General features: G+C 71.8%; 11 protein-coding genes. 10 read left to right on the forward strand and 1 reads right to left on the reverse strand.

Translation table 11 applies throughout. From position 1 onward, the window contains the following. The 3 genes from ACWFRU_RS26660 to ACWFRU_RS26670 form a co-directional block, all read left to right on the forward strand. Nucleotides 1-1,696: hypothetical protein (locus ACWFRU_RS26660; protein WP_453690683.1), on the forward strand; the 1,696-nt coding region annotated here is incomplete at its 5' end. Continuing rightward, a complete protein-coding gene (gene mycP, locus ACWFRU_RS26665) occupies nucleotides 1,693-2,883 on the forward strand; it encodes a type VII secretion-associated serine protease mycosin (protein ID WP_453690684.1) in 1,191 nt (396 codons plus the stop codon). The genes ACWFRU_RS26660 and mycP, both read left to right, overlap by 4 nt. Before the next feature lie 10 nt (nucleotides 2,884-2,893). Next, nucleotides 2,894-3,625, forward strand: coding sequence for an SseB family protein (locus tag ACWFRU_RS26670; protein WP_453690685.1), 732 nt, complete (start codon nucleotides 2,894-2,896; stop codon nucleotides 3,623-3,625). Nucleotides 3,626-3,656: 31 nt separating this feature from the next. On the opposite strand, the gene ACWFRU_RS26675 is transcribed toward ACWFRU_RS26670, so the two are convergent. Beyond that, nucleotides 3,657-4,040: a DUF1844 domain-containing protein gene (locus tag ACWFRU_RS26675; protein WP_363210919.1), complete on the reverse strand. Its 384-nt coding sequence runs from the start codon at nucleotides 4,038-4,040 to the stop codon at nucleotides 3,657-3,659. Between the two features lie 400 nt (nucleotides 4,041-4,440). On the opposite strand from ACWFRU_RS26675, the gene infC reads away from it, so the two are divergent. The 7 genes from infC to pheT all read left to right on the forward strand — a co-directional run bounded on the left by infC (nucleotide 4,441) and on the right by pheT (nucleotide 11,947). Beyond that, complete coding sequence (gene infC, locus ACWFRU_RS26680) at nucleotides 4,441-5,127, forward strand: translation initiation factor IF-3 (protein WP_453690739.1); 687 nt, start codon at nucleotides 4,441-4,443, stop codon at nucleotides 5,125-5,127. 105 nt (nucleotides 5,128-5,232) lie between these two features. Next, entirely contained in the window at nucleotides 5,233-5,427 is a 195-nt protein-coding gene (rpmI, locus tag ACWFRU_RS26685; RefSeq protein ID WP_135330421.1) for a 50S ribosomal protein L35, read from the forward strand. A 94-nt stretch (nucleotides 5,428-5,521) separates the two neighbouring features. Further along, on the forward strand, nucleotides 5,522-5,905 hold the full coding sequence (rplT, locus tag ACWFRU_RS26690; protein ID WP_003970214.1) for a 50S ribosomal protein L20: 384 nt from the start codon (nucleotides 5,522-5,524) through the stop codon (nucleotides 5,903-5,905). Between the two features lie 170 nt (nucleotides 5,906-6,075). Further along, nucleotides 6,076-6,921, forward strand: coding sequence for a TrmH family RNA methyltransferase (locus ACWFRU_RS26695; protein WP_453690686.1), 846 nt, complete (start codon nucleotides 6,076-6,078; stop codon nucleotides 6,919-6,921). A gap of 55 nt (nucleotides 6,922-6,976) precedes the next feature. Then, on the forward strand, nucleotides 6,977-8,128 hold the full coding sequence (locus ACWFRU_RS26700; RefSeq protein ID WP_453690687.1) for an ATP-binding protein: 1,152 nt from the start codon (nucleotides 6,977-6,979) through the stop codon (nucleotides 8,126-8,128). A gap of 178 nt (nucleotides 8,129-8,306) precedes the next feature. Then, nucleotides 8,307-9,437, forward strand: a complete 1,131-nt coding sequence (pheS, locus tag ACWFRU_RS26705; RefSeq protein ID WP_453690688.1) for a phenylalanine--tRNA ligase subunit alpha — start codon at nucleotides 8,307-8,309, stop codon at nucleotides 9,435-9,437. Continuing rightward, the gene (gene pheT / locus ACWFRU_RS26710) at nucleotides 9,437-11,947 is read left to right on the forward strand and encodes a phenylalanine--tRNA ligase subunit beta (protein ID WP_453690689.1); all 2,511 of its coding nucleotides are present in this window, start codon (nucleotides 9,437-9,439) and stop codon (nucleotides 11,945-11,947) included. Before pheS ends, pheT begins: the two co-directional genes overlap by 1 nt. The last annotated feature ends 150 nt before the right edge of the window (nucleotides 11,948-12,097 follow it).

The raw sequence follows: 12,097 nt of genomic DNA on the forward strand, positions 1-12,097 counted from the left end.
GCCGCGTGGCGCTGACGATGCGGAGTCACAGCACCCTCCGCACTCTCCGCCCCCGCCGCCCGCGTCGGCACGCTTCCCCGACGCGCCCCCGCCGCCGCCGACGAGGCGGACACCCGCGCGCACCGCGGACCCTGCCCAGCCCCCGCCACCCCCTGCGGCTCCGCCGCACGTCGCCGACTCGTACATGGAGGAGGAGCGGCACACCGCGGAGTACGGGTTCCGCCCGCTCCCCGACGCACCGCCGCCGTCGGCGACGACGCGGACACCCGCGCGCGCCGCGGACCCCGCCCAGCCCCCGCCGCCCCCTGCCGCTCCGCCGCACGTCGGCGACCCGTACATCGAGGAGGAGCGGCACACGGCGGAGTACCGGCTCCGTCCGCTCCCCGACGTGCCCCCGCCGTCTGGGGCGACGAGGGCATCCGCGCACACCGCGGACCCTGCCCCGGGCGCCACTCAGCCCCCGCCGCACGTCGGTGACCCGGACGCGGAGGAGGAGCGGCACACGGCGGAGTACCGGCTCCACCCCCCGCCGCACATCGGCGACCCGGACACGGAAGAGGAGCGGCACACCGCCGAGTACCGGCTCCGGCCGCCGATGCCTTCGGTGGCGCCGCCGGACGCGACGGTGGTGGGCATACCTGGCGAGCCGTCGCGACTGGTCACCGGTTCCGTGACCGAACCCGTGGATACCGGCGCCGTGGCACCCCCTTCAGAACCCCCGCCCGTCCGCGAGGCAAGGAGCCCCGTGGCCCCGCCCGCCCCCGCACACCCCCACACACCCGAACCCATATCCCCGCCCCCGCCGTCCCCCCGAACGGCCGCTGCCCGCCGCGCCGTCGGTGCCGTCGATCTGACGCCCGGGCCCGGAGCGGGGCGGCCCTTCGTGTCGTTCGCCCGGCCCGCCATGTACGACGACAGCACCACGCGGCTGCGTCCCGTCCGGGCCTGGGCACAGCCCCGCGTGACCGCCGCCGCTGCCTGTGTCGTGCTCGGTCTCGGCCTCATCGGCGGCGCGGCGACGGGGAGTTGGCTGACCGGGGGCTCCGAAGGAACGGCCGTCACGCGCAACGCGTACGCCGCGGCGGGCGAGCTCTGGCACAGCGTGCCCGTCGACCAGCTCTTCCCGGCCACCATCAAGGGAGAGGGCGCGGGCCCCGGCGGAGCCGACCGCACCTGGACCCGCGTCGCCGTCGCCCCCGACTCCCACTGCAAGAGCGCCTTCGATCCCCTCCTGCGCAAGGCCCTGGCCCCCGCGGGCTGCCTGCGGCTGCTGCGCGCCACGTATACGGACGCCACCCGCAGCCATGTCACCACCGTGGGCCTGCTGTTCACCAAGGCCGACGCCGACGCGATGCGCTCGCTGCGCACCCGCTTCACGGAGGAAGGCCTCGACCGGCGCCCCGACCTGATGCCACGGCCGTACGCCGCCAAGGGCACCCCGGCCGCGGACTTCGGCGACGCCCAGCGCGCCTCCTGGACCGTCTCCGTGCTCCCGGACGCCCCCGTGGTCGCCTTCTCCGTCTCCGGCTTTGCCGACGGCCGCACGCTCACCGAACCCGAGCCCGCCGAAGAGGCCATGAAGACCTCCGCCACATCCGCCCCCGCCCAGGCGGGCCTCGGGCATGAGGCGCAGGGCATCGCCGACCGCGTGGAGCGGCGCCTGCGCAAGACCATCGCGGCCACGGAGGAATCATGAGAATCCGCCGGCCGGCCGTCGTCGCCCTCGCCGTCTCGCTCGCCCTCCTGCCCGCGACCGCCCACGCCGACGACGGCATACGAGCCCAGCAGTGGGCCCTCGACGCCATGCACACCAGCCAGGCCTGGCAGACCACGAAGGGCAAGGGCATCACCGTCGCGGTCCTGGACACCGGCATAGACGGCGACCACCCCGACCTGGCCGGCAGCGTCCTCGAAGGGAAGGACATGGTCGGCTTCGGGGCGAAGAAGGGCGACCGCCCCTGGGCCCGGCACGGCACCGCCATGGCCGGCATCATCGCGGGCCACGGACACGGCGCGGGCCGCGAGGACGGAGTGGTCGGCATCGCGCCGGAGGCCAAGATCCTGCCGATCCGCGTGATCCTCGAGGACGGGGACCCGGACCGCTCGAAGGCCCGCAACACCCGGGGCAACGCCCTCGCCGACGGCATCCGCTGGGCCACCGACCACGGCGCCGACGTCATCAACCTCTCCCTGGGCGACGACTCCAAGTCCGCGCACCCGGAGCCCGCCGAGGACGCCGCCGTCCAGTACGCCCTGAAGAAGGGCATCGTCGTCGTCGCGTCGGCGGGCAACGGCGGCGAACGCGGCGACCACATCTCGTACCCCGCGGCCTACCCCGGCGTCATCGCCGCCGCCGCCGTCGACGAGAGCGGCGAACGCGCCTCCTTCTCCACCCGCCGCTGGTACGCCACGGTCAGCGCCCCCGGCAAGGACATCGTCATCGCCGACCCGGACCGGGAGTACTACGAGGGCTGGGGCACCAGCGCAGCCTCGGCGTTCGTCTCCGGCGCCGTCGCCCTCATCCGCGCCGCCCATCCCGGCCTGACCCCGGCCCAGATCAAGCAGCTCCTCCAGGACACCGCCCGCGACGTGCCGAGCGGCGGCCGCGACGACTCACGCGGCTTCGGCTTCATCGACCCGGCGGCCGCGATCGCCGAGGGCGGCAAGAAGAAGCCCGAGGGCCTGAAATCGGCGACGTACGGAAAGAAGTACTTCGGCCCAGGCCCGGACACGGACCGGGGCGACGACGGACCCGCCGGCTGGGTGGGGCCGGTGGCGGGCGGTCTCGGCGTCGTCCTGCTCGGCGCGGGCGTGTATCTGTGGCGTGGCCGCAGGGAAGCCCGCCCCGGCACCGCCCGAGAGGGCCGGGCCGGCGGTCGATAGGCTCGTGACCGTGGCGAACAAGAACATCCCCGACCCCGGCTTCTCCGACGACGACGGCTCAGCCGACCCCCGGCTCACCGCGGCGCTGACCGCGTGGGCCGAGGACCGCACGGCCCACGGCCCCGTCCTGGAGGCGCTCACCGGCGCCCGGCTGCTCGTCCCGGTGGTCGCCGTACTGGGCGAGGTCGAGGAGGACGAGAACGGCCTGCGCCGCGAGAAGTCCAGCGACATGGCGGTGCCCACCCTCAAGGCGGGCGACCGCAAGGCCCTGCCCGCGTTCACGTCGACCGAGGCCCTCGCCCTGTGGGACCCGGCGGCCAGGCCCGTCGCCGTCCCCCTGCACCAGGCGCTCCAGGCCGCCGCGCACGAGCAGGCCGACACGATCGTGCTCGACCTCGCGGGACCCGTCGCCTACGAGATCAACCGGCCCGCCCTGATCGCCCTCTCCGAAGGCCGCCACACCCCGGACCCGCTCTCGGACCCCGCGGTCACGGCCGCCGTGCGTGCGTCCGTCGCCGCCGAGCCCGCCGTCCTGCGCGCCTACCTCGGCGCGGGCACCGCGGACGGCACCCTCGCGCTCGTCCTGGACCCGTCGGCGGACCCCGCCGAAGCCGCCCAGCGCGTGGCCCGGCACATCGCGGCCGACGAAACACTGAGGGCCCGCCTGGTCAGCGGCCTCGACCTGGCACTGCTGCCTGCCGAGGCGACGCCACCGGGCGAGCCCTTCTACGTACGTCCGTGACGCACGTGGTGCACGTGTCCCACGTGACCGCTCAGCCGAAGACCGGGCCCGTGTACTTCTCGCCCGGGCCCTGCCCCGGCTCGTCCGGGACCTCGGACGCCTCGCGGAAGGCCAGCTGCAGCGACTTCAGGCCGTCGCGCAGCGGGGCCGCGTGGAACGAGGAGATCTCCGTGGCGCTCGCGTCCATCAGGCCGGCGAGGGAGTGGATCAGCTTGCGGGCCTCGTCGAGGTCTTTGTGGCCCTCGCCGCCCTCGGCGAGACCGAGGTTCACGGCCGCCGCGCTCATCAGGTGGACGGCGACCGTGGTGATCACCTCGACCGCGGGGACGTCCGCGATGTCACGGGTCAGGGTGTCGAAGTCGGGGGAGTCGGGCCCGGGGGCCGCGGACTCGGGAGTGGGGGTCGCGTCGCTCATGTCCCACACGATAAGCGGAGCCCCGTCCGGAGCGGTCCGCGGGAGGCCGCGGCAGCCCGTGGGCGCCGTTGGTTAGCCCCACCCCCGCGGAGCTGCTAACCTTGTGTAACGACCGGCCGGACACTCGCGTGCCACGCAGAGATCCGGCCCACAAGTGGAGGCTCCGCTTCCCACCTGGCCGCTCCCAGAGCGGCGGGTCACCGGTCAGGCGGCCGCAGTCCCCGAGACTACGGCAGGCCCGAGTTGCGCCCCGCGATCACCGCGGAGGTGCTCCGGTAGTAATGGAGCCCCTTCCTGTGATCGGTTGGGGCATTTTTTGTGTACTCACTCGGTTGGTCGAGATAACAGACGTAACGCGGCTGTCCGCCAGACCGCCGCGTGGTGCTACCGAGGAGGATCCATCAGCGCCGAGCCCCGCATCAACGACCGGATTCGCGTTCCCGAGGTGCGACTTGTCGGTCCCAGCGGCGAGCAGGTCGGGATTGTTCCGCTTGCCAAGGCCCTTGAGCTCGCACAGGAGTACGACCTCGACCTGGTCGAGGTGGCGGCGACCGCCCGTCCGCCCGTGTGCAAGCTCATGGACTACGGGAAGTTCAAGTACGAGTCGGCCATGAAGGCCCGTGAGGCGCGCAAGAACCAGGCGCACACGGTCATCAAGGAGATGAAGCTCCGGCCGAAGATCGACCCGCACGACTATGACACCAAGAAGGGTCACGTCGTCCGGTTCCTCAAGCAGGGCGACAAGGTCAAGATCACGATCATGTTCCGTGGTCGCGAGCAGTCCAGGCCGGAACTCGGCTACCGATTGCTGCAGCGTCTCGCGAACGACGTCGAAGACCTCGGGTTCATCGAGTCGAACCCGAAGCAGGACGGCCGAAACATGATCATGGTCCTCGGTCCGCACAAGAAGAAGACCGAAGCCATGGCCGAGGCTCGCGAGGCCCAGGCGGTCCGCAAGGCGGACGCGAAGGCCAACCCGGGTCGCTCGCAGAACTCCGCCGAAGGCGAGGAGCCCGCAGGGGCCCCTGCCGAGGCCGCCGCCGAAGCTCCTGCCGAGGCCCCGGCCGAGGCTCCCGCCGAGGCCTGATCCCAGGACGCGAGTCCGGGGATCGCCAACTGACACATACGGTTCCCGGATGCCCGGTTTCACGACCGGGCATCCGAGTGCCACTGACGAGGAGAGAACGGCGCTATGCCGAAGAACAAGACGCACAGCGGTGCCAGCAAGCGCTTCAAGATCACCGGCTCCGGCAAGGTGCTCCGCGAGCGCGCCGGCAAGCGCCACCTGCTCGAGCACAAGTCGTCCCGTCTGACGCGTCGCCTCTCCGGCAACGCCGAGATGGCCCCGGGCGACGCCAAGAAGATCAAGAAGCTTCTCGGCAAGTGAGTTCCGGCGCACACCGCGCCTGAACTCTGACCGGGACCCAATCGATACCGGGTCGTGTGAGTCCAACCACGGCCCCGCTACAAGGAGTTAACAAGTGGCACGCGTCAAGCGGGCAGTCAACGCCCACAAGAAGCGTCGGGCGATCCTCGAAGCGGCCAGCGGCTACCGCGGCCAGCGTTCGCGCCTGTACCGCAAGGCCAAGGAGCAGGTCACCCACTCCCTGGTCTACAACTACAACGACCGCAAGAAGCGCAAGGGCGACTTCCGTCAGCTGTGGATCCAGCGCATCAACGCCGCTGCCCGCCAGAACGGCATGACGTACAACCGCCTCATCCAGGGTCTGAAGGCCGCCAACATCGAGGTGGACCGCAAGATCCTCGCGGAGCTCGCCGTCAACGACGCGAACGCGTTCGCCGCGCTCGTCGAGGTTGCCCAGAAGGCTCTGCCTTCGGACGTCAACGCACCCAAGGCCGCCTGAACCTTGCGTTGAGCTGTACGTGACCGGACCCGCAAGCCTGTGGCTTGCGGGTCCGATTGCGTCCGCTGTCCGCCGACCGCGGGCCGTGGGGGCTTGTCGCGCAGTTCCCCGCGCCCCTGACGGGGCCCCGCGCGCGCCCCGATCCGTTCTCGTTCCACGAAGGTGACTTGATGCCCGCCGCCCCCGAGTTGATCTCCCCCAAGTCCCCCCGCGTCAGCGCCGCCCGGCGGCTCGCCAAGCGGAACTTCCGGGGGAAGGAGCAGCTGTTCCTCGCCGAGGGGCCGCAGGCCGTGCGGGAAGGGGCCGCGCATCCGGACACGCTCGTCGAGCTGTTCGCCACCGTCGAGGCCGCCGAGCGGTACGCCGACATCGTGGGGGAGGCCCGTGCCGCGGGGGCCCGGGTGCACCTCGCCGACGAGGACGTCATCGCCGACATCTCCACGACGGTCACGCCGCAGGGGCTCGTCGGTGTCTGCCGGTTCCTGGACACCTCCTTCGATGGCATCCTGGCCGCAAGGCCGAAGCTGGTCGCCGTCCTCGCGCACGTCCGTGACCCCGGGAACGCCGGCACCGTGCTGCGGTGCGCCGACGCGGCGGGGGCCGACGCCGTCGTCCTGACGGACGCCTCCGTGGATCTCTACAACCCCAAGTGCGTGCGCGCCTCGGTCGGTTCGCTGTTCCATCTGCCCGTCGCCGTCGGCGTACCCGTGGAGCGGGCCGTCCAGGGGCTGAAGGACGCGGGCGTACGCATCCTCGCCGCCGACGGAGCGGGCCAGGACGACCTCGACGACGAGCTCGACAAGGGCACCATGGGCACGCCCTCCGCCTGGGTCTTCGGCAACGAGGCCTGGGGGCTGCCGGAGGAGACCCGCGCACTCGCCGACGCCGTGGTGCGCGTTCCGATCCACGGCAGAGCCGAAAGCCTCAATCTCGCGACGGCCGCGGCCGTGTGCCTCTATGCGTCCGCCCGTGCACAGCGTGCGGCTGGAGGGTGCCGTTCCGTCACTCCCAGCTAGTAGGGTGACGGGCTCGGAGGCCTCCTGCGCCGGTCCGAGAGGTGGGGTACGGGGAATGAGCATCGGCACGAGCAGATCACCGGGAGTACGGGACATTCTGTCCACTCGCGCGGACCATGGCGCCCTCGGTGACCTCGGCGGCCTCGGTGTCGACCCGGACGACCTGCCCGACGGCCTCGTGGTCGCGGACGAGGCGGGCCACGTCATCTGCTTCAACGCGGCGGCCGTGCGGATCACCGCGGTGGACGCCGACGAGGCCCTGGGCGCGCCACTGGAACGAGCTCTTCCGTTAGAGGACCTCGAAGGCCGCCGCTGGTGGCAGCTGACCGATCCGTACGGCGGCCTCGCCACCCGCTTCGCCCAGCCCGAGCGCAATCTGCTGCTCCCCGGCGGGCGTGAGGTCCTCGTCTCCGCGCGCTATGTGCGCACCGCGCCCACCGGCCCCGTCCGCCGCGTCGTCGTCTCCCTGCGCGACACCGAGGCCCGCCGCCGCACCGAGCGCAGCCACGCGGAGCTGATCGCCACCGTCGCCCACGAGCTCCGCTCGCCCCTCACCTCCGTGAAGGGCTTCACCGCGACGCTGCTCGCCAAATGGGAGCGCTTCACCGACGACCAGAAGAAGCTGATGCTGGAGACGGTGGACGCCGACGCCAACCGCGTCACGCGGCTCATCGCCGAACTCCTCGACATCTCCCGCATCGACTCCGGCCGCCTCGAGCTGCGCCGCCAGCCCGTCGACATCGGCGCCGCCGTGGGCCGCCACATCCAGGCCCATGTCGCCTCCGGCCAGGACGCGGACCGCTTCCTCGTCCGGATACAGCAGCCGCTGCCCGACTGCTGGGCCGACCCCGACAAGATCGACCAGGTGCTCAGCAACCTGCTGGAAAATGCCGTGCGGCACGGCGAGGGAACCGTCACCATCGACGTGGCAGCAACCTCGTCGATGGCATCCCCGCGTGAGCGGGGCGGGGCCGAGACGGCCGTGACCGTGAGCGATGAGGGCACCGGCATTCCGGAGGAATCGATGGGCCGCGTCTTCACCCGCTTCTGGCGGGGCAGCAAGCGCGGCGGGACGGGACTCGGCTTGTACATCGTGAAGGGCATCGTGGAAGCGCACGGCGGGACGATCACCGTCGGCCGCGCGCCCGGCGGCGGCGCCCAGTTCCGATTTACGTTGCCCGTGGGCACTCCGGCGTATCTCCTGTGACCTTCCCCGGTCACCACTGATCACCTCTGATCCGCCTGAGCACCGCCCGCGGGCTCATTCACCCGCGTCACCCCCGTTAGACTCGATCCTTGGCACGTTTGCGTCCCTGATCTGTGGACGATTCGTCTCCGAGTCGTAGACGGGGACCATCACCAGCCAACCGGAAGCACGGGAAGAGATGTCGGCACCGAACAAGTCGTACGACCCTGTTGAGGTCGAGGCACTGAAACCTGAAGAGATCGAGCGCATGCGGGACGAGGCGCTCGCCGCCTTCGCCGCCGCCGGCGACCTCGAAAAGCTCCAGGAGGCCAAGGTCGCGCACACCGGCGGCACCTCGCCGCTGGCCCTCGCCAACCGCGAGATCGGCGCGCTGCCCCCGCAGGCCAAGGCCGAGGCCGGCAAGCGCGTCGGCATGGCGCGCGGCGCGGTCAGCAAGGCGCTCGCCGCCCGCCAGACCGAGCTGGAGGCCGAGCGCGACGCCCGGGTGCTCGTCGAGGAGGCAGTGGACGTCACGCTGCCGTACGACCGCGTCCCGGCCGGTGCCAGGCACCCGCTGACCACGTTCATGGAGCGTGTCGCCGACGTCTTCGTCGCGATGGGCTACGAGATCGCGGAGGGCCCCGAGGTCGAGGCGGAGTGGTTCAACTTCGACGCCCTGAACTTCACCCCGGACCACCCGGCGCGGCAGATGCAGGACACGTTCTTCGTCCAGGGCCCGAAGGGTACTGATGGGGACGAGTCCGGTGTCGTGCTGCGGACGCACACCTCGCCCGTGCAGGCCCGCGCGCTGCTCGAACGCCGCGAGCCGCCCGTCTACATCGTCTGCCCCGGCCGCGTGTACCGCACGGACGAGCTGGACGCGACGCACACCCCGGTCTTCCACCAGATCGAGCTGCTCGCGGTGGACGAGGGCCTGACCATGGCCGACCTCAAGGGCACCCTGGACCACATGGTCCAGTCGCTCTTCGGCGCGGACATGAAGACCCGCCTGCGCCCGAACTACTTCCCGTTCACCGAGCCGTCCGCCGAGATGGACATGGTCTGCTACGTCTGCCGTGGCGAGTCCGTGGGCAACCCCGACCGCCCCTGCCGCACCTGCGGCAGCGAGGGCTGGATCGAGCTGGGCGGCTGCGGCATGGTCAACCCGAAGGTGCTCACCGCCTGCGGCGTCGACCCCCAGAAGTACAGCGGATTCGCCTTCGGGTTCGGCATCGAACGGATGCTGATGTTCCGCCACAACGTCGAAGACATGCGAGACATGGTCGAGGGTGACATCCGGTTCACCCGGCCGTTCGGGATGGAGATCTGATGCGGGTCCCGCTTTCCTGGCTGCGGGAGTACGTCGATCTCCCCGCCACCGAGACCGGCCGTGACGTCCAGGCCAAGCTGATCGAGGTCGGCCTCGAGGTCGAGACCGTCGAGCAGACCGGCGCCGGACTGACCGGCCCGCTGGTCGTCGGCAAGGTCCTCACCATCGAGGAGCTGGAGGGCTTCAAGAAGCCCATCCGCTTCTGCACGGTCGACGTCGGCCAGGCCAACGGCACGGGCGAGCCGCAGGAGATCGTCTGCGGCGCGCGCAACTTCGCCGTCGGCGACAAGGTCGTCGTCGTGCTGCCCGGCGCCGTCCTGCCCGGCGACTTCAAGATCGCCGCGCGCAAGACGTACGGCAAGACGTCGCACGGCATGATCTGCTCCGGCGACGAGCTGGGCATGGGCGACGACGGCAGCGGCGGCATCATCGTCCTGCCGCCCGAGCACGAGGCCGGCACCGACGCGATCAAGCTGCTCGAACTGGTCGACGAGGTCCTGGACATCGCCGTCACGCCCGACCGCGGGTACGCGCTCTCGATGCGCGGTGTCGCCCGCGAGGCCGCCATCGCGTACGGCCTGCCGCTGCGCGACCCGGCGCTCCTGGACGTGCCCGCGCCGAACGCCCTCGGCTACCCGGTCAAGATCTCCGACCCGATGGGCTGCGACCGCTTCACCGCGCGCACGGTCACGGGCCTGAAGCCCGAGGCCCGCTCGCCGATCTGGCTGCAGCGCCGCCTGCAGAAGGCGGGCATGCGCCCGATCTCGCTCGCCGTCGACATCACCAACTACGTGATGCTGGAGCTCGGCCAGCCCCTGCACGCCTACGACCGCTCCCGCATCGAGGGCACGATCGGCGTGCGCCGTGCCGAGCAGGGCGAGAAGTTCACGACGCTCGACGGCGTCAAGCGCGTCCTGGACGCCGAGGACCTGGTCATCACCGACGACCGCGGCCCGATCGGCCTCGCGGGCGTCATGGGCGGCGCCAACACCGAGATCGCGGACCACGAAGAGGCCGCCGGGACCACCGACGTCGTCATCGAGGCCGCGCACTTCGACGCGATCTCCATCGCCCGCACGGCCCGGCGCCACAAGCTGCCCTCCGAGGCGGCCAAGCGCTTCGAGCGCGGCGTGGACCCGCAGGCCGCGTCCGCCGCCGCGCAGCGCACGGTGGATCTCCTCGTGCTGCTCGCGGGCGGCACCGCCGAGGCCGGCGTCACCGAGGTCATCGCGCCCTCCGCGCCGCACACGATCGCCATGCCCGCCGATCACCCGGACAAGGTCGCCGGTGTGGAGTACGGCCGCGAGACCGTCGTGCGCCGCCTCCAGGAGGTCGGCTGCGACGTGTACGGCCAGGACGCCCTGACCGTCACCGTGCCGTCCTGGCGTCCCGACCTCGCCGAGCCGAACGACCTCGCCGAAGAGGTCATCCGCCTGGAGGGGTACGAGAACCTCCCCTCCACGCTGCCCAAGCCCCCCGCGGGCCGTGGCCTGACCGACCGGCAGCGGCTGCACCGCCGCGTCGGCCGCGCTCTGGCCGGAAGTGGCTTCGTCGAGGCGCCGAACTACCCCTTCATCGGCGAGCAGGTCTTCGACCAGCTGGGACTCGAGCCCGGCGACCCCAAGCGACGGGTCGTGAAGCTGGTCAACCCGCTCTCCGACGAGGAGCCCGCTCTTCGTACGACGCTGCTGCCGGGTCTGCTCGGCGCGCTGCGCCGCAACGAAGGCCGCGGCAGCCACGACCTGGCGCTCTTCGAGACCGGCCTGGTTTTCCAGCCTCGTGACGAAGCCCGCGTCGCGGTCCGGCTGCCCGTCGACCGGCGTCCCACGGACGAGGAGATCGCCTCCCTGACCGAGGCGCTCCCCGTGCAGCCGCGGCACGCCGCCGTCGTGCTGTCGGGCGCCCGTGAGCAGGCCGGCTGGTGGGGCAAGGGCCGGCCGTCCGAGTGGGCCGACGCGATCCAGGCCGCCCGCGTCCTGGCCGCCGAGTCGGGCACCGAACTGCTCGTGCGCCAGGGCCAGTACGGCCCGTGGCACCCGGGCCGGTGCGCCGAGCTCGCCGTCGTGATCGACGGAGCGGAGCAGGTCATCGGGCACGCGGGCGAGCTGCATCCGCGCGTCGTCAAGGCGCTCTCGCTGCCCGCGCGCACCTGCGCGATGGAGCTGGACCTCGACCGTCTGGAGGAGGCGGGCACCGGCGTCCCGCAGGGCCCGAAGATCTCCACCTTCCCGGTCGCCACGCAGGATGTCGCGCTCGTCGTCGACGGGGGCGTGCCCGCCGCCGACGTGGAGAAGGTGCTGCGCGAGGGCGCGGGTGAACTCCTGGAGTCCATCCGGCTGTTCGACGTCTTCGAGGGCGAGCAGATCGGTGAGGGCAAGAAGTCCCTGGCGTACGCGCTGCGCTTCCGTGCGGCCGACCGCACGCTGACCGTCGACGAGGCCTCCGCGGCCCGGGACGCGGCCGTCGCCCTGGCGGCCGAGCGGACCGGCGCGGTGCTGCGCGGAGCGTAGTCACCGCCAGTAGTCGCCGCCAGGCGCACAAGAGGCGCAAAGAAGGGCGTATCCGGACCTCCGGATACGCCCTTCACTCGTTTGAGTGACAACTAAGCCCTCTATGGTCCGATCGGCTCATACGGTCGACAGAATCGGTGCGGCCGCAGG

Source organism: Streptomyces sp. NPDC055099 (assembly GCF_053607685.1).

What these genes read in the sequence shown, in the direction of transcription:
- pheS (WP_453690688.1), top strand. Translation starts at nt 8,307, where the DNA reads ATGTCGGCACCGAACAAGTCGTACGACCCTGTTGAGGTCGAGGCACTG.
- ACWFRU_RS26675 (WP_363210919.1), bottom strand. Translation starts at nt 4,040, where the DNA reads ATGAGCGACGCGACCCCCACTCCCGAGTCCGCGGCCCCCGGGCCCGAC.
- ACWFRU_RS26695 (WP_453690686.1), top strand. Translation starts at nt 6,076, where the DNA reads ATGCCCGCCGCCCCCGAGTTGATCTCCCCCAAGTCCCCCCGCGTCAGC.
- ACWFRU_RS26700 (WP_453690687.1), top strand. Translation starts at nt 6,977, where the DNA reads ATGAGCATCGGCACGAGCAGATCACCGGGAGTACGGGACATTCTGTCC.
- mycP (WP_453690684.1), top strand. Translation starts at nt 1,693, where the DNA reads ATGAGAATCCGCCGGCCGGCCGTCGTCGCCCTCGCCGTCTCGCTCGCC.
- pheT (WP_453690689.1), top strand. Translation starts at nt 9,437, where the DNA reads ATGCGGGTCCCGCTTTCCTGGCTGCGGGAGTACGTCGATCTCCCCGCC.
- rpmI (WP_135330421.1), top strand. Translation starts at nt 5,233, where the DNA reads ATGCCGAAGAACAAGACGCACAGCGGTGCCAGCAAGCGCTTCAAGATC.